The following is a 20,646-nucleotide window of genomic DNA, read 5'->3' as shown; positions in this document are numbered from 1 at the left end:
CTCAAGCCTCGCCGCGCGGCCGCCGCGCCAGCTTATGCACATTGCCGACGCGGTCGTCGGTCAGCGGGTCGATCACCTGAAGCGCGTAGCGGCGCGCTGACTGATCCGCATCCCGCACGGCCTCCAGATCACCAAGCACCCTGCGGTTCACCCGGGCCAATGTCTGCTCGACAATCCGCGCAATATCCAGGAAGCCGATCCTGCCGCTCAAAAAAGCTTCCACCGCCACTTCGTTGGCAGCATTCAGGATAGTAGGCGCCGCCCCCCCGCTTTGCAAGGCTCGCCGTGCCAGATTGAGTGCCGGAAAGCGTGCGGAATCAGGGACTTCAAAGGTCAGTTTGGCTATGGCCGCAAGGTCCAGCCGGGCCGCTGGAGCCGCCATCCGCGACGGCCAGGCGAGCGTGAAGGCAATCGGCGTGCGCATGTCCGGCGTACCGAGCTGGGCCAGCACCGAGCCGTCCATATAGGCGACCAGGCTGTGCACCACGGATTGCGGATGGATCAGCACCTCGATCCGCTCTTCCGGCACCGGAAACAGGTAGCTTGCCTCGATCAGTTCCAGGCCCTTGTTCATCAGGGTGGCGGAATCGACCGAAATCTTCGCCCCCATGCTCCAAATCGGATGGGCGATCGCCTGCGCCGGGGTGGCTTCGCGCATTTCCGCCAGGCTGAGGGTGCGGAACGGCCCCCCGGATGCCGTCAGGATGATCCGGTCGACACTCTCCGGGGCTTTGAAATCAAAGACTTGGAAGATGGCGTTGTGCTCGGAATCGACCGGCAGGATGGTGGCGCCGCAGCGCTGCGCTTCGGCCATTACCAGTTCGCCGGCGCAGACCAGGGTTTCCTTGTTGGCGAGGGCGACCATGGCGCCTCGGCGCACCGCTGCCAGGGTCGGTTCCAGCCCGGCGGCACCGACAATCGCCGCCATCACCCAATCGGCCGGCCGGGTTGCCGCTTCCACCAGGGCCTGGCGACCGCCGGCGGCTTCGATGCCGCTGCCGGCCAGCCGGGCGCGCAATTCAGGCAGCAGCGTCTCGTCGCCGATCACCGCCAGCCGGGCATGCAGCAGCCGCGCCTGCTCGGCCAGCAAGGCAACATTGCCATTCGCCGTCAGCGCCTCGACGGTGAAACGTTCGGGCTCGCGCTGCAGCAGATCGACCGTGGAGCAGCCAACCGACCCGGTGGAACCCAGCACCGTGACACGCTTGGGCACCGTCATGACCAGAACCCCCGCCCCCAGAGCAGCAGGCCGAGCGCGACGAAAGGCGCCGCGAACAGCACTCCATCGAGCCGGTCGAGGGCACCGCCATGGCCGGGAATCAGCCCGCCGCTATCCTTCACGCCAAAGCGCCGCTTGATGCCGGACTCGAAGAAATCGCCGGCCTGCGCCACCACGGCAACGAGGGCCGCGAAAAATCCCAGCGCCTGGGCCGGCAGGCGCGGATCAAGGCTGGCAATGCCATAGCCGGCCAGGCCGGCACAGAGCATGCCGCCGAGCAGCCCGGCCCAGGTCTTGTTCGGGCTGATCGAGGGTATCAGTTTCGGCCCGCCGATGACGCGGCCGAAGGCATAGGCACCGGTATCGGTGGCCCAGACCACGCCCAGCACCCAGAACACAATCAGGCGGCCATGATCGGGCATGTCGCGCAGCCAGATCAGGCTGAGACAGGGCAGTCCGACATAGACAATGCCGCCGAAAGCCCAGGCGCGCCGCGCCGGCAGGGCCCAGACATAGGCCGCCGCGCCAAACAGCAGAATGATGAAGGAAGCCAGCCGCTGATCCACCCGCATCAGGGCAATCGCGGCCACCAGGCCAACACCGCCCAGCGCCAGCGCACGAGGGTCTACGCCAACCGGGCCGGGACCATCGGGCAGGCGCTGCCATTCGCGCAGCATCAGCACGGCCGCCAATGCCACCAAGCCGGCGAAAACCCATTTCCCGAACCACAATGCCGCCAGCGCCAGGGGCAGCATGACGGCAGCAGAAACGATGCGCTTGGCCAGGGCACTGCTGCCCTGGCTGGCGCCATGAGACGGCACTTCAGCCATCGCTGCCGCCAAAGCGGCGCTCGCGGCCATGGAATTCCGTGATGGCTGCCTTGAGATCGTCGGCGCCGAAATCCGGCCACAGCTTTTCGACGAACACGATCTCGCTGTAGGCGGCCTGCCAGATGAGGAAATTGCTCAGGCGCTGCTCGCCGCTGGTACGGATCACCAGGTCGGGATCAGGAATACCGGCGGTGTAGAGATTCTGCTCGATCAGCGCGCGGTCGATCTGCTCCGGCTTGATCTGGCCGGCGGCCACCGCGGCGGCGATACGTTGCGTCGCCCGCACAATCTCATCCTGGCCGCCATAGGACAGCGCCAGGACCAGGGTCAAGCGCTGATTATCCTGGGTGCGGGCCTCCGCCTCCTCGATCATCGGCACGATATCGGCAGCAAGCCGCGAGCGGTCGCCGATCATGCGGATGCGCACGCCGTTGCGGTGCAGTTCATCAAGCTCGCGGCGGATGAACAGCCGCAGCAGGTCCATCAAGCCGGCGACTTCCGCCGCCGGGCGCTTCCAGTTCTCGGTCGAGAAAGCGTAGAGCGTCAGGTATTCGATGCCGAAATCGCGGCTGGCGCGCACGATGTCGCGCACGGTATCGACGCCCTGGCGATGGCCCAGATTGCGCGGCAGGCCACGCGCCTTGGCCCAGCGGCCGTTGCCATCCATGATGATGGCAACGTGGCGCGGCGGTGGGTGGCCGCTGCCATGCGCCGCAAGCGACGCGATATCCTGGGCGGCCACAGCCATGATCAGACCTGCATGATCTCCTTGGACTTGGCCGCCAGCATCTCGTCGATCTTCTTGGTGGCCTCATCGGTCAGGCGCTGGATCTCTTCCTGCCACATCTTGGCATCGTCCTCGCCGATCTCGTGGTCCTTCTCCAGCTTCTTCAGGCTATCCATGCCATCGCGGCGCACGCCGCGCACCGCCACCTTGGCCTGTTCGGCATACTGGCCGGCCACCTTGCTCAGCTCCTTGCGGCGCTGCTCGTTCAGTTCCGGGATCGGGATACGGATCAGGGTGCCGTCGGCCTGCGGGTTGAGGCCAAGGCCGGAGGCGGCAATCGCCTTCTCCACCGCCTTCACGTTCGACTTGTCCCACACCGAGACGCTGATCATGCGCGGTTCCGGCACGCTGATGGTGCCGACCTGGTTGATCGGCATCGAGCTGCCATAGACATCCACCCGCACGGGGTCGAGCATGCTGGTCGAGGCACGGCCGGTACGCAGACCGGTATATTCCTGCTTCAGCACGTCGATCGCCTTGTTCATGCGCCGCTCGATATCGTCGATATCCGGTTCGGCCATGGCTCTCTCTCCTGTAATCCTGATGTATCTGCTAGCTGATCCGACGGGCCGGCTTGCCCCCGGCCTTTACTCGCCCTCAACCACGGTGCAGCGGCCCTCGCCTTTCAGCACTTTGGCGAAGCCACCCGGTTCGTGCAAGGAGAAGACCAGGATCGGAATCTTGTTCTCCCGCGCCACGCTGATGGCGGCGGCATCCATCACCTTAAGGTCCTTGGCCAGCACATCGTGGTAGCTGACCCGCTCGTAGCGCGTGGCGGCCGGGTTCTTCTTCGGGTCATCGGTATAGACGCCATCCACCTGGGTGCCCTTGAGCAGGGCGTCGCAGCCCATCTCGGCAGCGCGGAGCGCGGCGGCGGTATCGGTGGTGAAGAACGGGTTGCCGGTGCCGGCGGCAAAGATCACCACCCGGCCCTTTTCCAGGTGGCGGATGGCGCGGCGGCGGATATAGGGCTCACAGACGGTGTCCATCCGGATAGCCGACTGCACACGTGTGTCGACATTATGGCGCTCCAGCGCATGCTGCATCGCCAGGGCATTAATGGTGGTGGCCAGCATGCCCATATAGTCGGCGGAAGCGCGCTGCATGCCCTGGGTGGCCCCGGCGACACCGCGAAAGATATTGCCGCCGCCGATCACCAGGCAGACCTCGGCGCCGAGCGACTGCACCGACTTCACTTCCTTGGCGATACGGTCGACGGTCTCGAAATCGATGCCGTAAGGGGTCGGCCCCATCAACGCCTCGCCCGAACATTTCAGCAGGACGCGGCGGTATTTGAAGCTGGCGCTCATGGATGCCTCGGCTAGTGGCCCGGACGGGGGTGCCCGGTGGCGGAAAACGGGGTCGATTCCCGGCCCCCAACCTTATACGAACAAGGCCCGCGCTCCAATCCGGGCCCAGGCAGGTTCCTGGGCTGGACCGGGGCGCGGGCCCTGGAAATCAGGTCCCGATCGACCGGCTTAGCCGGCCATCTTGGCCACTTCGGCGGCGAAATCGTCCGCCTTCTTCTCGATGCCCTCGCCGAGCTGGAAGCGGGTGAAGGCAACCAGTTCGATCGGCGCGCCGGCTTCCTTGGCGGCCTTCTCGATGGCCTTGCTCACCTGGGTCTCGCCGTCGATCACGAAGGTCTGCTCCAGCAGCACCACTTCCTGGTAGAACTTGCGGATACGGCCCTCGACCATCTTGGCGATGATGTCAGCCGGCTTGCCCGAGGCGGCGGCCTGGTCGGACAGCACGGTACGCTCGCGCTCGACGGCGGCCGGATCCAGGTCCTTCACCGACAGCGACTGCGGGTTGGCGGCGGCAATATGCATGGCAAGCTGCTTGCCGATGCCTTCCAGCGCTTCGCGCTTGGCAGTCGACTTCAGCGCCACCAGCACGCCGAGCTTGCCGATGCCGTCGCCCAGCGCCGAGTGGACGTAGCCGATCACGGCGCCGCCATCGACGGTCAGGCGATTGACGCGACGCAGCGTCATGTTCTCGCCAATGGTGGCGATGGCGTTGGTGATCTCGTCCTTGACGTTGCGGCCCGAGCCCGGAAAGGCAGCGGCTTCAACGGCGGCCAGGTCGCCACCAGCGGCCAGGGCCACATTGGCGATGCCCGAGGCCAGAACCTGGAACTGCGGGTTGCGGGCGACGAAATCGGTCTCGGCATTCAGCTCGATCACCGCGCCGCTGTTATCCTTTATCGCCAGGGCAACCAGGCCTTCGGCGGCAACGCGGCCGGCCTTCTTGGCGGCAGCCGAGAGGCCCTTCTTGCGCAGCCAATCCACGGCGGCATCAACGTCGCCGGCATTCTCGGCCAGTGCCTTCTTGCAATCCATCATGCCCGCGCCGGTCTTCTCGCGCAGGTCCTTCACCAGGGCCGCAGTGATCTCAGCCATGTCGTCCTCTCAGTCTGGAAAGATGAAGGCGGCGCCCCCATGGGCGCCGCCTGAACGCATAAAATCAGGCCTGAAACCAGGCCTGACGCAATAATCAGGCTTGCGCAGCCACTTCGGCGCCGGCTTCGGCGACAACGGCAGCTTCCGGCACGATGTCGCTCGGCAGGTCCTCGGACTCGCCGAGATCGGCGCCGCTGGCGGCGAGATGCTCTTCGATGCCGCCGACGATGGCGAGCGAGAAGAGATCGCAATACAGGTTGATGGCGCGCAGCGCGTCGTCATTGCCCGGCACCGGATAGGTGATGCCCGACGGATCGGAGTTGCTGTCGAGCACGGCCACCACCGGGATGCCGAGCGTGCGGGCTTCGGCGATCGCGATGTCTTCCTTCACGGTGTCGATCACGATCATCACGGCCGGCAGGCCGCCCATGTCCTTGATGCCGCCCAGCGCGCGGTTAAGCTTGTCGCGCTCGCGGGTCAGGTTCAGGGTTTCCTTCTTGGTCAGGCCCTGCACATTGGCGTCGCCCGACAGCAGCTCTTCCAGCTCCTTTAGGCGCTTGATCGACTGCGAGATGGTCTTCCAGTTGGTCAGCATGCCGCCGAGCCAGCGATGGTTGACGTAGTACTGGCCGCACTTGGCGGCAGCCTCGGCAACGGCATCGGAAGCCTGGCGCTTGGTGCCGACGAACAGCACCTTGCCGCCGCCGGCGACGATGTCGCGCACGGCATGCAGCGCACGGTGCAGCAACGGCACGCTCTGCTGCAGGTCGATGATATGAATATTGTTACGGGCGCCGAAGAGATACGGCTTCATCTTCGGATTCCAGCGGTGGGTCTGGTGGCCGAAGTGAACGCCAGCTTCAATGAGCTGACGCATCGTGAACGTCGGGACGGTCATCGTTTCTAAGTCCTTTTCCGGTTGGTCCGCCGCAAGCGCCGTCTGCACCCCGCCCCTGGGGGCGGACAGACACCGGAACGCTTTCCTCGGGATGTCTCCCCGGGAAAGCGCAAGCCTGCGTGTGGGGTTTACTGAACGCGGGGCTTTTAGCCGTTTCCGCCCCCCGGCGCAAGGGGCCGCGTTCAGCAACGCCAATTAAACCAGATACACCCAAAAGATCAGCGGGATAATTTTCTATACAACCGGGATTTCTGGAACCGCCTCGGGCATACTGCCGCCATGACCCTGCAGAAGCTGAAACCTGAAACCCTGGATGCCCTGCTGCTGGCCCATGAGCGTTTTTCGAAGGGGCAGCGCGGTGGTAACCGCTTGAATTTACAGTTCTATGATGCTGCCGGGCTGAATTTCGCCAACCGCGACCTGCGCCAGGCCAACATGGTCGGCGGCTGCTTCCGGGGTTCCATTTTCCGCTTCGCCAAGCTCAGCACGGCCAATTTCTACGGTGCCGACCTGGAGGGGGCCGACCTTTCCTCCACCGACCTCACCCGCTCCGACCTGCGCGGCGCCAAGCTGCGCGGCGCGAATCTGGAATTCGCCGACCTCACGGGTGCCGATATCCGCGATGGTCGCCTGCTGCGCCCGGATGCCGATGGCAACCTGGTGGCCGTCACCTCTGGCGGCGCAGTAACCGAGAAGGCGCATATGAGCCATGCCAAGCTGATCGGCGCCAAGCTGGGCCGCGCCTTCAGCCAGCATGCCGATCTCAGCCATGCCAACCTGGCCAATGCCAAGCTGGTGGATGCCGACCTGTCGAACTGCGACCTGCGCGGCACTATCTTCGTCGGCGCCGATCTGACCAACACCAACATGAGCAACTGCAAGCTTTCCGGTGCGGTGCTGGCCGGTGCGATGCTCAACGGCACCATCTTCGAGAATGCCGACCTGGCTGGCGCCTTCTTCCGCACCAATGATATGCGCGATGCCCGCACCAAGGGCGCCATGATGCCGCGCTCGCTCGATAGCCTGGACAAGCCGCTGCAGGCCATCCTGCGCGAACACCAGAGCTGGACCGACAGCATGGGCCAGAAGGGCAAGCGGGCGGATTTCAGCCGCGTGGACATTTCCGGCGCCAAGCTGCACCGGCTGGAACTTTCCGCTGCCCTCTTTGTGCAGAGCACCATGGTGGAAACCGACTTGAGCTTCTCGCTGCTGTCGATGACCGATTTCACCGACGCCATGCTGCTGAACGCCAATATGGCCAGCGCCGACCTGCGCGGTTCCAAATTTTCCGGCGCCAACATGATCGGCGCCAATATGAAGCAGGCCAAGATGGGCGCCATGCCGATCAGCAGCCTGCAGAGCAAAAAATGGTTTACCAGCCTGGAGAATGCCAACCTGAGCCAGGCCAATCTCTCAGGTTGTGACCTCACAGGCGCCAACCTGACCTACTCGATCCTGATGCATGCCGACTTGCGGGATGCCAATCTGAGCGGCGCCGACCTGTCCGGGGCGGATCTCACCGGCGCCGACCTGCGGGACGCCATCCTGACCGGCGCCGACCTCAAGTCCGCCATCGGGGTCAACTTGTCCTGAGGCCGGCGCCAAGCTAGGCTCACTGCATGGAAAATACCGTCAAGGTCATCGCCCAGTTCGAAATCGACGAGATGTTCGAGGCACACTCCAACTATGTGAAGGGAGTGCGGGGCGGTAAGCGGCTGGTGATGCATTTCCGCGATGCCTCGCGGCTGGATTTCAGTGGCAAGAACCTGGCCTCGGCGGATTTCGTCTCGAGCAAGATGGCTTATGCCGATTTCAGCCATTCGGTGCTGACCTCTGCTTCCTTCTTCGCCGCCGACCTGCAGGGCGCCGACATGCGTCGCTGCGACCTGACCAAGGCCGATCTGCGCGGCGTGAATCTGCGCAACGCCAACCTGGAAGGCGCCAATCTCTCCGCCGCCGATATCCGCGATGGCGTGCTGCTGCGGCCGGATGAGGACGGCAACCTGATCGCCGTGCTGAAGCGTTCCGCGAGCATCGACAATGCCAAGATGGCCGGCGCCAATCTGTCCTCGGCGAAGCTCGGCAAGGTGGTGGGCCGCAACACCGACCTCACCAATGTGAACTTCACCAATGCCAAGCTGACCAATGCCGATCTCTCCGGCTCCAATCTTTCCGGCTGCCTGTTCGCCGGTGCCGACCTGACCGAAGCGAACCTCTCGAATTGCATGTTGCATGGCGCGGTGCTTGCTGGCGCGGTGCTGAACGAGACCAATTTCGAAGGCGCCGACCTGACGGCGAGCTACTTCCGCCCGATTGATTTGCGCGACGCCGATATTTCCAAGGCGATCATGCCGCGCAGCCTGGAAAGCCTGGACCGCTCGCTGCAATTCATCGTCAAGGAACACCTGACCTGGATCGACACCCTGGGCAAGCAGGGCATGCGGATCGATTTCAGCCGCTATGACCTATCGGACCAGAAGCTGGCCAATATCAACTTCTCCGCCGGCGACTTTTCCTATGCCATCCTGCGCAACACCGATTTCTCCGGCTGCCGCTTCGTGCTCTCGGATCTGCGCGGCGCCATGATGCTGAACGCGAATTTCACCGGCGCCCAGATGCAGGGCTCGAAGTTTGACCGCGGCATCATGACCAATGCCGATTTCCGTGGCGCCAATCTATCGCCGGTGATGATCAGCGGGGCCTTCCACCGCCGCCAGACCACCAGCCTGCAGGAATGCAATCTGACCCAGGCGAAATTCCAGGGCGCCGACCTGGAAGGCGCGCAGTTCAACCGCTCGATCCTGACCATGGCGGATTTCCGCTCGGCCAACCTGAAGAACGCGTCCTTCCTGGATGCCGACCTGACCAATGCCGATTTCCGTGGCGCCAACCTGGACGGCGCCGACCTGCGCGGCGTCGTCGGGATGAAGGTCTAGGCTGCGGCCTCCGGCAGCGCCTGCAGGCGCGGCACCGGGGAGAGCAGGATCACGGCAAGCTGCACGCCGAAGCCGCAAGCCGCCAGCCACATCGCCGCTTCCAGACCATAAGCACCGCCAGCCAGGCCACCAGCCAGCGCGCCGATGGGCCGCATGCCTAATGTCGCTACCTGCTGGATGGCGCTGACCCGGCCGATCAGCCGTGCCGGCACCAGCGCCTGACGCAAACTCGTCTGGCCGATGGTCCACAGCATCGGGCCATAGCCGAAGGTGAAAAAGCCGGCGCCGAGCAGCAGCATCGCCACAATGCCCTCCGCCAGGCTCGCCGAGGCGACCAGAACCGCCGCGAGCGCTGAAAGCGACGGACCAACCGCGATCATCAGCCCCAGCGGCAGCCGCGCCTGGTAGAGCGGCAGGGTGACACTGGCCAGCAGCATGCCGACGCCCTGCACACCGAGGACGATACCGATACCGGCCGGGCTGATCCCCAGCCGCTGCGTCGCGAACAGCACGAACACCGCCATCAGCAGAAACCAGGAGAAATTCCATGCCATGGCGCAGCCGGCGATGGCACGCAGCAACGGTTCGCGCCACACGATGCGGAAACCTTCGGCCAGTGCTGGAGCCAGGGACTGGCGCGGCTGGGGCGGTACCGGCCGGCGCATCTCCGGCGCTCGCAGCAGCCAGGCGGCATAGGCTGAAGCGAATGCGGAAACGCCGAGTGCGATGGCCGGCGACGCCCAGCTTGCCACCAGACCCGCTGCACCCGGCCCCAGGAACACGGCCGCCGCACGAGCGAATTCCAGCCGGGCATTGGCCGCCGCCAGGCCCTCGCGTGCCACCAGCGCCGGCAGATAAGCCTGGGCTGCGACATTGAACACCACGCTGGCCGCCGCCAGCAGGAAACCGAGCAGGCCGAGGCTGCCGAGGCCCAGCCACCCGGTAATGGCCAGCAGCGGCAACAGCAGCAGGAGCAGCGAACGCCCCGCCTCCGCCCCGGCCATCAGCCAGTGGCGCGGGAAACGGTCGGCCCAGAAACCGGCCAGCAGCGACAGCAGCAGGTACGGCAGGGTCTGGGCTGCCCCCAGCGCCCCCATCTCCTCCGGGCTGGCGCCCAGGCTGAGCACCGCCAGCAGCGGCAAGGCGGCCAGACTGAGCTGATCGGCACCATGGGCGGCCAGATTGGCAAACCAGAGGCGGTTAAAAGCTGATTTCGAGTCGTGCGTCATGCCCATCGGTTTAGGCCAGCCGGGGATGCCAGGCTATCCGGCTCTTGCGGTGGCATTAGCTTGTGACCCCCGTCACAGGGTATTTTCTGGACAACCTTGTCCATGAATATTAATTGTCCGCCATCCCTACCCGCACTTCCGGTATTCCCATGCGCAAGAAGATCATCCTGACCCTGTTCCTGGCCGCCCTGCTTGGCGGCGGCGGCTATTTCGGCTGGGGCTGGTGGAGCCATGGCCGTTTCATCGAAAGCACCGACAACGCCTATCTCGGCGCCGACATCACCGTGGTCGCCGCCAAGGTAAGCGGCTACATCCAGAAGATGGAGGTGGCCGAGAACCAGCGGGTGAAGGCTGGCGATGTGCTGTTCCACATCGACGACAGCGACTTCCGCGCCAAGACCGCCCAGGCCGAAGCCGTGGTGGCGACCAAGCGCGCGGCATTGGACATCATCGACCGCCAGCTCAGCAGCCAGCAGGCCTCCATCGCCGAGGCCGAAGCACAGTTGCGGTCCAGCCGCGCCGACCAGCAGCGCACCGATGATGATCTGAAGCGCTATAACGCCCTCGCCTCCGGCCAGTATGTCTCAGGCCAGAAGCTGGAAGCCGCCCTGAGTGATCAGCGCAAGGCCAAGGCCGCCACCGACCGCGCCGAGGCCGGCCGCGTGCTGCAGCAAAGCCAGGTGGCGGTGCTGCGGGCCAACCGCGAGCAGGCCGTGGCGATGATCGCCCAGGCCGAGGCCGAACTCGCGATCGCAAAGCTCGATCTCGATAATGCCGTAGTGCGCGCCGCCGTGGATGGCGTGGTCGGCAACCGCACCGCCCAGGTCGGCCAGTATGTGCGGCCCGGCATCCAGCTGATGGTGATCGTGCCGACCGACAAAATCTATGTGGTGGCGAATTTCAAGGAGACGCAGTTGAAGGGCCTGAAGCCCGGCCAGGAAGCCGTGATCAAGGTAGACGCCTATCCCGATCAGGTGCTGAAGGCGCGCATCGACAGCCTGGCGCCGGCGAGCGGCGCCAAATTCAGCCTGCTGCCGCCCGACAATGCCACCGGCAATTTCACCAAGATCGTGCAGCGCGTGCCGGTGAAGCTCACCCTCGATAACGCCGCCGCCCTGCCCTTCCTGGTGCCCGGCATGTCGGTGCTGGTCGAAATCGACCGTCGCGGTTAACGGCGCGGTTAAGGAAAAGAGGCCGGCCATGGCCACGGCTGCCGAAGCCATCACCATCCCGGAGAAGATGCCGAGCGCTGGTGTGCGCATCGGCTACTTCGCCATGGTGCTGGGCATGTTCATGGCGATCCTGGACATCCAGATCGTCTCGTCATCCTTGAGCGAGATTCAGGCCGGCCTGGCTGCATCGGCGGACGAGATAAGCTGGGTGCAGACGTCGTATCTGATCGCCGAAGTGATCATGATTCCGTTCTCGGGCTACCTGTCGCGGCTACTTTCCACCCGCGTGCTGTTCGTGGCATCGGCGGCCAGCTTCACCATTGCCTCGATCGGCTGCGCTTTCGCCAACAGCCTGGAAGCCATGATCGTGATGCGCGCCCTGCAGGGCTTCCTCGGCGGCGCCATGATCCCCACCGTGTTCGCCACCGTCTACCTGATCTTTCCGCGTTCGCGCTTGGCCAGCGCCACGGTGGTGATCGGCCTGGTCGCCACGCTGGCCCCCACCATCGGCCCGACGCTTGGCGGCTACCTGACGCAGCTCATGTCCTGGCACTGGCTGTTCCTGATCAACGTGGTGCCGGGCGTCATCGTCTGCCTGCTGGTCTGGGGCTTCATGGATATCGACAAGCCGGATTTCAGCCTGCTCGAGGGCTTCGACTATCTCGGCCTCGCCGCCATGGCCCTGTTTCTCGGCAGCCTGGAATACGTGATCGAGGAAGGCCCGCGCCATGACTGGCTGGCCGACGAGACGATCCGCAACTTCGCCATCGCCTGCGCCATCGGCGGCGTGCTGTTTTTCTGGCGCACCATCACGCACGAAAACCCGGTGGTCGACCTCAAGGCGTTCCGCAACCGCAATTTCGCCACCGGCTGCCTGTTCAGCCTCACCATCGGCGTCGGCCTCTATGGCCTGGTCTACCTGATGCCGCTCTACCTCGCCCGCGTGCGTGGCCTCAACAGCCTGCAGATCGGCGAGATCATGTTCGTCACCGGCATCGTGCAGTTCATGGCCGCGCCCATCGCCGGCGCCATGGCACGAAAGGTCGATCCGCGCCCGGTGCTGGCCTTCGGCTTCACCCTGCTGGCGCTTTCCACCTGGAGCATGGCACATCTCACCGCCGAGTGGCAGTTCAACGAAATGCTGGTGCCGCAGATCCTGCGCGGCGCGGCACTGATGTTCTGCATCGTGCCGATCAATGTCATCTCGCTCGGCACGCTGCCCGCCGAAGAAGTGAAGAATGCCAGCGGGCTCTATAACCTCACGCGCAATCTCGGTGGCGCCTTCGGGCTTGCCGGCATCAACACGGTGATGATCGACCGCACCGCGCTGCACTGGAACCGACTGGTGGAGGCCGTGAATCCCGGCCGCTGGGAAATCCAGGAATACATCGACAACATGGGCGTGAGATTGGCGCAGCCGCTGCAAAGCGACGATACCGTGCTGGCGGCCAAGCTGCTCGGCAACAAGGTGAGCCAGCAGGCCTATGTCATGGCTTTCGGCGACTGCTTCTTTCTGCTGACCCTGCTGTTCGCCGCCGCCGCCCTTGCCGTCGCTTTTGCCAAGCGACCGATCCTGGTTGGCAGTGGTGGGGGTGGCCATTGACCGCCCTAAAGCCGAAAGCGAAGCGCGGTCGCCCCGCCGATCCGGCGAAGCGCCAGGCGATCCTGGAAACCGCGCGGCGACTGTTCCTGGAACATGGCTATGGCATCGGGCTTGAGACGATAGCGGCGGAAGCCGGGGTCTCGCGCCAGACCATCTACAATCTGTTCGAGGGCAAGGACGACCTCTTCGCCGCCATCGTGCAGGCCACCGCCGGCACGATCACCGCACCGCTGGCCGATATCGCACCCGGCAGCGGACCGCGCGAGGTGCTGCAACTGCTTGGGCAAAGCTATCTGCGCGTCCTCACCACCGAACGCTCGACCAGCTTCCAGCGCCTGCTGATCAACTCGGCGCCGCAATTCCCAAGCATCGGCCCGACCTTCTACGCCAATGGACCCGGCAATGGCCTGGCGCGGCTGGCCGATTATCTCGGCCGCGAAGCAAAAGCCGGACGGCTCAGCATTACCGATACCCGGCTCGCCGCCGAGCAGTTCTTCGGCATGCTGATCGGCCACAACACAATCCGCCGCCTGCTCAAGCTGGAACCCGGCGGCATGCCGGAGGCCGAGATCGAACGCCGCGTCAGCAGCGCCGTGCGCGTCTTCCTCGCTGCTTACTCAGCCAGCGACTTGGACGCGATCTCGTAGGTCTCGCGCGACAGCCCCGGCTGCGCCAGCACGCGCGCCAGTTCTGCCTTCATTTTCGCTTGCCGTCCGGTATCGAAGCGGCGCCAGCGGCCCAAGGGTGCCAGCAGCCGCGCCGCCACCTGCGGATTGAGCCTGTCCAGCTCCAGCATCCGCTCGGCATGGAAGGCATAGCCCGAGCCATCGGCGGCATGGTAGCGCAAGGCATTAGCGGTGAAGCTGCCGACCAGGGCGCGCACCTTGTTCGGCTTGGTCATCGAGAAAGCCGGATGCTTGAGCAGGCCCTGCACCTGATCAAGTGTGCCCGGCAGCACCGAGATGGCCTGCAGGGAAAGCCACTTGTCGAGCACCAGGGCATCATCCTTGTAGCGGTCATGGAAAGCCGCCAGCGCGCGCACGCGCTCCGGCACATCCAGGTCGACCAGGATGCGCAACGCCGCCATGCGGTCGGTCATGTTGTCCGCAGCATCGAACTGGTCGCTTACCAGCTTGAGGATCGCCTTGTCCTCGGCGGCAAATTCGGCAAGGTAGCCAAGTGCCACATTCTTCAGGCTGCGCTTGCCGGCCGAAGCCGCATCGGGGCTGTAGGCGCCCGTGACATTGTTGGCGGCATACAGCTTCAGCAACAGATCACGATGCCCCCCGGCAATCTCGCGCCGCAATGCCTTGCGCGCGGCATAGATCGCCTCCACATCCACCACCGCCATCTGGTCGGCGATATAATCTTCCGATGGCAGCACGATGGCCTCGGCGGCGAAGGCCGGCTCCAATGCGCCATCCTTGAGAATTTGCCCGACCGCATCGATGAAGGCCTGGTCATAGGCCGCACCGGCATCAGCCACACGGCGCAGCAGCAGCTCGGCAGCATATTGCTGGCCGGACTCCCAGCGCGCGAAGGCATCGCTGTCATGTGCCATCAGGAAGGCGCGCTCGGCGCCACTCTTTTCATTCTTGATCAGCACCGGCGCCGAGAAGCCGCGATTGAGCGACAGCGCCTGGGGGGCTGCGACATTCTTGAAGCGGAAAGTCTGGCGCTCGGCGCGGATATGAAGCACGCCACCTTCAAGCGGTGCTGCCTCGCCCTCCAGGACCAGCGGCATGTCGCGCCCCTGGGCATCGAGCAGGCCGAGCTTCAACGGCATATGCATCGGCTGTTTCACCGGCTGGCCCGGCGTCGGCGGGCAGGATTGCGCCACGGTGAGTTCGTAACTGCCGCTGGCGACATCGTAATGCCCGGCGACTTCCAGGCTCGGCGTGCCGGCCTGGGCGTACCACAGCTTGAATTGGCTGGCGTCGAAGCCATTGGCATCGGCCATGGCCGCGACGAATTGATCGCAGGTTGCCGCCTCGCCGTCATGGCGCTCGACGTAGAGTTTCATGCCCTGCATGAACCCGGCCTCGCCCAGCAGGGTATGAAGCATGCGAATGACCTCGGCGCCCTTTTCGTAGACCGTCGCGGTGTAGAAATTGTCGATGGCGATATAGGCATCGGGGCGGATCGGATGCGCCAAAGGCCCGGCATCCTCGGGGAATTGCCGCGCCCGCAGCGCCCGCACTTCCTGGATGCGCGCCACCGGGCGCGAACGCATGTCGGAAGAGAATTCCTGATCACGGAAAACCGTCAGCCCTTCCTTGAGGCTCAACTGGAACCAGTCGCGGCAGGTGATGCGGTTGCCGGTCCAGTTATGGAAATACTCATGCGCCACCACCGCCTCGATGCCGGCATAATCGGCGTCGGTGGCGGTATCGGGGTCGGCCAGGATATAGCGGTCGTTGAACACATTGAGGCTCTTGTTCTCCATCGCCCCCATGTTGAAGTCGCTGACCGCGACGATATTGAACAGGTCCAGATCGTATTCCAGGCCGAAACGGGTTTCGTCCCAGCGCATCGAGCGTTTCAGCGCGTCCATGGCATAGGCCGACCGCGCCGCCTTGCCATGTTCGGTGAAGATGCGCAACGCCACCGTGCGGCCCGATTGGGTGACGAAGCTGTCCTCGTTGCAGGCGAGATCGCCGGCCACCAGGGCGAAGAGATAGCAGGGCTTCTTGTGCGGATCGTGCCACACAGCAAAATGCCGGCCATCGGGCAGATCGCCCTGCCCCACCAGGTTGCCGTTGGATAGCAACACCGGGCAAGACTTCTTCTCGGCGCGGATGGTGACGCGGTAGATCGACATCACATCCGGGCGGTCGAGGAAATAGGTAATGCGGCGGAAACCCTGCGCCTCGCATTGCGTGCAGTAATTGCCGCTCGACTGGTACAGCCCGGTCAGTTGCGTGTTGCCGGCGGGGTCAATCTCGGTGTCAATCACCAGCGTAAACTTGGCCGGCGGATTATGGATCGTCAGGCCATGCGGCGTGACGGCATACTCGTCGGCTACCAGAGCGCGGCCATCAATGGCCAGGCCAAGCAGCTTCAGCGCCTCGCCATCCAGCACCAGCGGCTTGCCCGGCTGCGCCGCTTCGACCCCAAGCGTCGCCTTCACCTTGGTCGTGTGCGGCAACAGATCAAATTCCAGATCGACCGTGGCGATACGGAAATCCGGTGGCCGGTAATCCTCACGGCGGATGGTCTGGGGCTGCTGCGTCTCGGCTAAACGGGCGTCCATGGCTTAAACCTTATATGTCGTAGGCTTATATATCGTAGACTTCCACCACGCCGGGCAGCACGCGGATCTGGCCACGCAGTTGCGGGTTCACGGCGAAAGTGGCAGGCAGTTTGATATCGGCGTCGATCAGTTCCTCGGTGACGAGCTGCATGCCGAGCCGCACCTCGCCGCGTCCCCTTCCGGCCTTGCCGAGCAATTCCTGGATACGCGGGATCGGCTTCTCGTTCTCGATCACGATGCGGATGCCGGCAGCGGCGCGCGCCGCCACATCGTCTAGCAACTCCACCTTCTGCGCCGTGAAGCGCGCCTGCTCGCCTTCGATGCGGGCATTGACGGTCCAGACCAGGTTCTTGCCCGGCTCGAGCCATTCGCGATGCGCCGCCAGGATCTCCGAGAACACCATGATCTCGAACATGCCGGTGGCATCCGAGCAGCCGACAAAGGCGAAACGCTTGCCCTTCTGCGAGGTGCGCTCCTGGCGCGACACCACGGTGCCGGCGATCTTGAACACCTGTTCGCCGCTATGCAGCAGCTTCATCATCTCGGCATGGCGTTTGGCGCCGACGCGGTTGAGCGTTGCCTGGTAGGCATCCAGCGGATGCGCCGAGAGATAGAAGCCGATGGCTTCGAATTCCTTGGCGAGCTGGTCCATCGGATTCCACGGCTCGACATCGGCCAGTTTCGGCTCGCGTTCCTGCGCCGGGCCACCGCCGCCGAACATGGAAACCTGACTGCTGCCACGTTCCTCCGCTTTCACCTGGGCATGGCGGATCAAGGTTTCGAGGCCAGCCATGGTTCTGGCGCGGTTCTTCTCCAGCCCGTCGAAGGCGCCGGCCTTAGCCAGGTTCTCCAGCATGCGCTTGTTCAGTGCCGCGGGATCGACGCGGCTAGCCATGTCGAACAGGTTCTTGAACGGACCACCGGCCTTGCGCGCCGCCACCACCTGCGCCATCGCGGCGGCGCCAACATTGCGCACGGCTGCCAGCGCATAGCGGATCGCGCCCTTGCCATCGGCAAGCTGCTCGACGCCAAACTCGACTTCCGAGCGGTTGATATCCGGCGGCAGCAAGGGGATGCCCTGACGCGAACATTCCTGACGGAACACGTTCAGCTTGTCGGTGTTTGAGATATCGAGCGTCATCGACGCGGCCAGGAACTCGACCGGGTAGTTCGCCTTGAGATACGCCGTATGCCAGGCCACCAGCGCATAGGCCGCCGCGTGGCTTTTGTTAAAGCCGTAGCCGGCGAACTTTTCCACGCGCTCGAAGATTTCGGCGGCCAGGCCCGGATCGACGCCGTTCTTCTTGGCGCCCTCGGCGAAGCGCTCCTTCTGCGCGTCCATCTCGGCCTTGATCTTCTTGCCCATTGCACGGCGCAGCAAATCAGCATCGCCGAGCGAATAGCCGGACAGGATCTTGGCGATTTCCATCACCTGTTCCTGGTAGATGATGACGCCGTAGGTCTCCTCCAGCACCGGCTTGAGCTTTTCGTGCATGTAGTCGGGCGTTTCCTGCCCGTGCTTGCGGCGGATATAGCTCGGGATATTCTCCATCGGACCGGGGCGATAGAGCGCCACCAGCGCGATCAGGTCCTCGAAGGCGTCCGGCTTCATGCCGCGCAGCATGTCGCGCATGCCGCTGCCTTCAAACTGGAACACGCCAACCGCATCGCCGCGCCCGAGCAGGTCGAAGGTCGGTTTATCGCTCAATGGTATCGTCGCCAGGCTGATATCGACGCCGCGCTTGCGGATCAGCTCGATGGCCTTTTCCAGCACGTCGAGGGTTTTCAGGCCGAGGAAGTCGAATTTCACCAGGCCGGCCGCTTCGGCGTATTTCATCGAGAATTGCGTCGCCGGCATGCTGGCATGGGGATCGCGGTAGAGCGGCACCAACTCCACCAGCGGACGGTCACCGATCACCACGCCGGCGGCATGGGTCGAGGCGTTGCGGTAGAGGCCTTCCAGTTTCAGCGCCACGTTGATCATGCGCGCCACCGCCTCGTCGCGGTCGCGTTCCTCGCGCAGGCGCGGCTCCAGGGTGATGGCCTGTTCCAGCGTCACCGGGTTGGCCGGGTTGTTCGGCACCAGTTTGCAGATACGGTCGACCTGGCCCAAGGGCAACTGCAGCACGCGACCGACATCGCGGAGCGCGGCGCGCGCCTGCAGCTTTCCGAAGGTGATGATCTGCGCGACGTTGGCAGCACCATATTTCTGCTGCACGTAGCGGATCACTTCGTCGCGCCGCTCCTGACAAAAATCGATATCGAAGTCAGGCATCGAGACGCGTTCCGGATTGAGGAAGCGTTCGAACAGCAGGCCGAAGCGGAGCGGATCAAGGTCGGTGATGGTCAGCGCCCAGGCGACCACCGAGCCGGCGCCGGAACCACGGCCCGGTCCCACCGCGACGCCATTGCGCTTCGACCACTGGATGAAGTCGGCCACGATCAGGAAGTAGCCCGGGAACTTCATGTTGATGATGGTGTTGCACTCGAAGTCGAGGCGGTCCCAATAGGGTTTGGCGGCCTCGCCGGAAACGCCGATCTGCACCAGGCGTTTTTCCAGGCCCTCACGCGCCATGCGACGCAGCGTATCGGCTTCGCTCTCGCCGGAGCCATCGCCGAAGTTGGGCAGGATCGGCGCCCGCTCATCGGCCTTCACGGCACAGCGCCGCGCAATCACCAGGGTATTGTCGATCGCCTCGGGCAGATCGGCGAACAGCACCCGCATTTCCTCGGCCGACTTGAAGCGGTGTTCGGGCGTGACGCGGCGACGGTTGGTCTGGCTGACATAGGCGCCTTCCGCGATGCAGAGCAAAGCGTCATGCGCCTCATACATGCCCTGGTCGGCGAAGTAGCAGTCGTTGGTCGCCACCAGCGGGATATTGAGTTCATAGGCGAGATCGAGCAGGCCCGGTTCGGCGCGGGCTTCCGCCGCCCAGCCATGGCGCTGCAACTCGACATAGAGCCGGTCGGCGAAAATCCCGCGCAGCCGCAGCAGGGCCACCCTTGCCGCGTCAGCCTGACCATCGGCAAGCAGCCGTGCCACCGGGCCGTCGATGCCGCCAGAGAGGCATATCAGGCCGCCATTCCAGGCTTCCAGGTCCTCCCAGGCCACCTGCGGCGCCTCGCCCGGCGGCACTTCCAGATAGGCCTTGGTGGAAAGCTTCATCAGATGGGCATAGCCCTCGGCATTCTGGGCCAGCAGCACCACGCGGTCAGGGTCGGGCTTCTTCAGCGCCTTGCCGAAGCCGCCGGCCTGCTGGTCGAGGCGCGAGACATTGAGCTGACAGCCGATGATCGGCTGCACGCCCTTGCCAGCCAGGGCCTTGGAGCCTTCCAGGGCACCAAACAGGTTGTTGGTGTCGGTGATCGCCACCGCCGGCATACGGTGCTTGAGGCAGAGATCGGCAAGCTTTTCCACCCGGATGGCGCCTTCGGTGAGCGAATAGGCGGTGTGGACGCGGAGGTGGACAAAATCAGCGTGGGCCATGGCAGCGTGCGACTCCCGTTCTGCCCCGATACGATACGGCGCCTAGGCCCGTGAAGCCAGAACGCCCCTGGGGTGAATCCCAGATCCGTCAGGCCATTCCGCGAACAATCCACAAGATTTTGTGCTTGCGCCGCCTTGAGATGGCCCACGAGTCGCAGCCGATTCGGAACAGGCGCGGACGACTCCCAGATTTAGGCGAACGAAGCAGAAAACCATTCTAGTCTTTGGGCTTTGCCGCGTTCGGTGTAGTCTCCCGGCCCTTTTGTTCCCATGTCCGCATCGGGTGTCAGCCATGTCCGTCATCCTTGAAACCCCGCGCCTGATCCTGCGCCCGCCCCAGGCGGATGAGCGCGCCGATTGGTACAACTTCTCCGCCGATGCGGAAGCACAGCGCTATATCGGCGGCGCCAAGGACCCGGTGATGGCCTGGCGCAGCATGGCGCTGATTTCCGGCGGCTGGATGGTGAACGGCTATTCCATGTTCTCGGTGATCGAGAAGGCCACCGGGCGCTGGATCGGCCGGCTCGGGCCGTGGGAACCGGAAGGCTGGCCCGGCCACGAAGTCGGCTGGGCCCTGGTGCGCGATACCTGGGGCAAGGGCTACGCCACCGAAGGCGCCACCGCCGCCATCGACTGGGCCTTCGACAATCTCGGCTGGGATGAAGTGATCCACTGCATCGATCCGGCCAACACGCCCTCGCAGGCCGTGGCCCGGCGCCTTGGCTCGCGCATCCTGCGCCGGGGCAACCTGCCCGAGCCATTCAATCTCGAACTCGACCTCTGGGGCCAGAGCCGCGCGGAATGGCGCGCACGCCGGCAAGGTTAAGTCG

16 protein-coding genes are annotated in these 20,646 nt (G+C 64.4%); 6 read left to right on the top strand and 10 right to left on the bottom strand.

What is annotated here, in order from left to right:
• Window position 1 precedes the first annotated feature (1 nt).
• From V6B08_RS13270 to rpsB, 7 genes are all read right to left on the bottom strand, one after another.
• Entirely contained in the window at window positions 2-1,219 is a 1,218-nt protein-coding gene (locus V6B08_RS13270) for a 1-deoxy-D-xylulose-5-phosphate reductoisomerase (RefSeq protein ID WP_341981512.1), read from the bottom strand.
• The gene (locus V6B08_RS13265) at window positions 1,216-2,079 is read right to left on the bottom strand and encodes a phosphatidate cytidylyltransferase (RefSeq protein ID WP_341981510.1); all 864 of its coding nucleotides are present in this window, start codon (window positions 2,077-2,079) and stop codon (window positions 1,216-1,218) included. Before V6B08_RS13265 ends, V6B08_RS13270 begins: the two co-directional genes overlap by 4 nt.
• Window positions 2,042-2,797, bottom strand: coding sequence for an isoprenyl transferase (locus tag V6B08_RS13260; protein ID WP_341981508.1), 756 nt, complete (start codon window positions 2,795-2,797; stop codon window positions 2,042-2,044). Before V6B08_RS13260 ends, V6B08_RS13265 begins: the two co-directional genes overlap by 38 nt.
• Before the next feature lie 2 nt (window positions 2,798-2,799).
• Window positions 2,800-3,357 carry a ribosome recycling factor gene (gene frr, locus V6B08_RS13255; protein WP_341981506.1) on the bottom strand — a complete coding sequence of 186 codons (558 nt, stop codon included), beginning with the start codon at window positions 3,355-3,357 and terminating at the stop codon, window positions 2,800-2,802.
• A gap of 66 nt (window positions 3,358-3,423) precedes the next feature.
• Complete coding sequence (gene pyrH, locus V6B08_RS13250) at window positions 3,424-4,146, bottom strand: UMP kinase (protein WP_341981504.1); 723 nt, start codon at window positions 4,144-4,146, stop codon at window positions 3,424-3,426.
• 168 nt (window positions 4,147-4,314) lie between these two features.
• Window positions 4,315-5,238: a translation elongation factor Ts gene (gene tsf, locus V6B08_RS13245; RefSeq protein ID WP_341981502.1), complete on the bottom strand. Its 924-nt coding sequence runs from the start codon at window positions 5,236-5,238 to the stop codon at window positions 4,315-4,317.
• A gap of 94 nt (window positions 5,239-5,332) precedes the next feature.
• Window positions 5,333-6,136, bottom strand: coding sequence for a 30S ribosomal protein S2 (gene rpsB, locus V6B08_RS13240; RefSeq protein WP_341981500.1), 804 nt, complete (start codon window positions 6,134-6,136; stop codon window positions 5,333-5,335).
• A 279-nt stretch (window positions 6,137-6,415) separates the two neighbouring features.
• Here rpsB and V6B08_RS13235 point away from each other — a divergent pair, with 279 nt between their 5' ends.
• Together V6B08_RS13235 and V6B08_RS13230 are read left to right on the top strand one after the other, a co-directional pair.
• Window positions 6,416-7,729, top strand: coding sequence for a pentapeptide repeat-containing protein (locus tag V6B08_RS13235; RefSeq protein ID WP_341981498.1), 1,314 nt, complete (start codon window positions 6,416-6,418; stop codon window positions 7,727-7,729).
• Window positions 7,730-7,755: 26 nt separating this feature from the next.
• Window positions 7,756-9,072 (top strand): pentapeptide repeat-containing protein, encoded by a 1,317-nt coding sequence (locus tag V6B08_RS13230; protein WP_341981496.1) that lies wholly within the window; start codon window positions 7,756-7,758, stop codon window positions 9,070-9,072.
• On the opposite strand, the gene V6B08_RS13225 is transcribed toward V6B08_RS13230, so the two are convergent.
• The gene (locus tag V6B08_RS13225) at window positions 9,069-10,301 is read right to left on the bottom strand and encodes an MFS transporter (RefSeq protein WP_341981494.1); all 1,233 of its coding nucleotides are present in this window, start codon (window positions 10,299-10,301) and stop codon (window positions 9,069-9,071) included. The genes V6B08_RS13230 and V6B08_RS13225 overlap by 4 nt on opposite strands.
• 113 nt (window positions 10,302-10,414) lie before the next feature.
• On the opposite strand from V6B08_RS13225, the gene V6B08_RS13220 reads away from it, so the two are divergent.
• From V6B08_RS13220 to V6B08_RS13210, 3 genes are read left to right on the top strand one after another with little or no spacing between them, the layout of a single operon-like run.
• Window positions 10,415-11,473, top strand: a complete 1,059-nt coding sequence (locus tag V6B08_RS13220) for an HlyD family secretion protein (protein WP_341981492.1) — start codon at window positions 10,415-10,417, stop codon at window positions 11,471-11,473.
• A gap of 28 nt (window positions 11,474-11,501) precedes the next feature.
• Window positions 11,502-13,076, top strand: coding sequence for a DHA2 family efflux MFS transporter permease subunit (locus V6B08_RS13215; protein ID WP_341981490.1), 1,575 nt, complete (start codon window positions 11,502-11,504; stop codon window positions 13,074-13,076).
• Complete coding sequence (locus V6B08_RS13210; RefSeq protein WP_341981488.1) at window positions 13,073-13,723, top strand: TetR/AcrR family transcriptional regulator; 651 nt, start codon at window positions 13,073-13,075, stop codon at window positions 13,721-13,723. The genes V6B08_RS13215 and V6B08_RS13210 overlap by 4 nt, the downstream gene beginning before the upstream one ends.
• On the opposite strand, the gene pepN is transcribed toward V6B08_RS13210, so the two are convergent.
• Window positions 13,690-16,329: an aminopeptidase N gene (gene pepN / locus V6B08_RS13205; RefSeq protein ID WP_341981486.1), complete on the bottom strand. Its 2,640-nt coding sequence runs from the start codon at window positions 16,327-16,329 to the stop codon at window positions 13,690-13,692. The two genes, V6B08_RS13210 and pepN, sit on opposite strands and share 34 nt — an antisense overlap.
• A 25-nt stretch (window positions 16,330-16,354) precedes the next feature.
• Complete coding sequence (gene dnaE, locus V6B08_RS13200; protein WP_341981484.1) at window positions 16,355-19,816, bottom strand: DNA polymerase III subunit alpha; 3,462 nt, start codon at window positions 19,814-19,816, stop codon at window positions 16,355-16,357.
• A gap of 292 nt (window positions 19,817-20,108) precedes the next feature.
• Here dnaE and V6B08_RS13195 point away from each other — a divergent pair, with 292 nt between their 5' ends.
• A complete protein-coding gene (locus tag V6B08_RS13195; RefSeq protein WP_341981482.1) occupies window positions 20,109-20,642 on the top strand; it encodes a GNAT family N-acetyltransferase in 534 nt (177 codons plus the stop codon).
• The last annotated feature ends 4 nt before the right edge of the window (window positions 20,643-20,646 follow it).

Origin of the sequence: Ferrovibrio sp. MS7, from assembly GCF_038404985.1 — a bacterium.
GTDB lineage: Bacteria > Pseudomonadota > Alphaproteobacteria > Ferrovibrionales > Ferrovibrionaceae > Ferrovibrio > Ferrovibrio plantarum.
The sequence above is the reverse complement of the archived record's forward strand: the minus strand, read 5'-3'. Positions and strand labels throughout refer to the sequence as shown.

Excerpts from the sequence above, each read along its gene's own strand:
- V6B08_RS13260 (WP_341981508.1), bottom strand. The coding sequence starts at position 2,797 with ATGGCTGTGGCCGCCCAGGATATCGCGTCGCTTGCGGCGCATGGCAGC.
- V6B08_RS13215 (WP_341981490.1), top strand. The coding sequence starts at position 11,502 with ATGGCCACGGCTGCCGAAGCCATCACCATCCCGGAGAAGATGCCGAGC.
- pyrH (WP_341981504.1), bottom strand. The coding sequence starts at position 4,146 with ATGAGCGCCAGCTTCAAATACCGCCGCGTCCTGCTGAAATGTTCGGGC.
- V6B08_RS13270 (WP_341981512.1), bottom strand. The coding sequence starts at position 1,219 with ATGACGGTGCCCAAGCGTGTCACGGTGCTGGGTTCCACCGGGTCGGTT.
- V6B08_RS13225 (WP_341981494.1), bottom strand. The coding sequence starts at position 10,301 with ATGACGCACGACTCGAAATCAGCTTTTAACCGCCTCTGGTTTGCCAAT.
- V6B08_RS13235 (WP_341981498.1), top strand. The coding sequence starts at position 6,416 with ATGACCCTGCAGAAGCTGAAACCTGAAACCCTGGATGCCCTGCTGCTG.
- V6B08_RS13195 (WP_341981482.1), top strand. The coding sequence starts at position 20,109 with ATGTCCGTCATCCTTGAAACCCCGCGCCTGATCCTGCGCCCGCCCCAG.
- dnaE (WP_341981484.1), bottom strand. The coding sequence starts at position 19,816 with ATGGCCCACGCTGATTTTGTCCACCTCCGCGTCCACACCGCCTATTCG.
- pepN (WP_341981486.1), bottom strand. The coding sequence starts at position 16,329 with ATGGACGCCCGTTTAGCCGAGACGCAGCAGCCCCAGACCATCCGCCGT.
- tsf (WP_341981502.1), bottom strand. The coding sequence starts at position 5,238 with ATGGCTGAGATCACTGCGGCCCTGGTGAAGGACCTGCGCGAGAAGACC.
- V6B08_RS13230 (WP_341981496.1), top strand. The coding sequence starts at position 7,756 with ATGGAAAATACCGTCAAGGTCATCGCCCAGTTCGAAATCGACGAGATG.
- rpsB (WP_341981500.1), bottom strand. The coding sequence starts at position 6,136 with ATGACCGTCCCGACGTTCACGATGCGTCAGCTCATTGAAGCTGGCGTT.
- V6B08_RS13265 (WP_341981510.1), bottom strand. The coding sequence starts at position 2,079 with ATGGCCGCGAGCGCCGCTTTGGCGGCAGCGATGGCTGAAGTGCCGTCT.
- frr (WP_341981506.1), bottom strand. The coding sequence starts at position 3,357 with ATGGCCGAACCGGATATCGACGATATCGAGCGGCGCATGAACAAGGCG.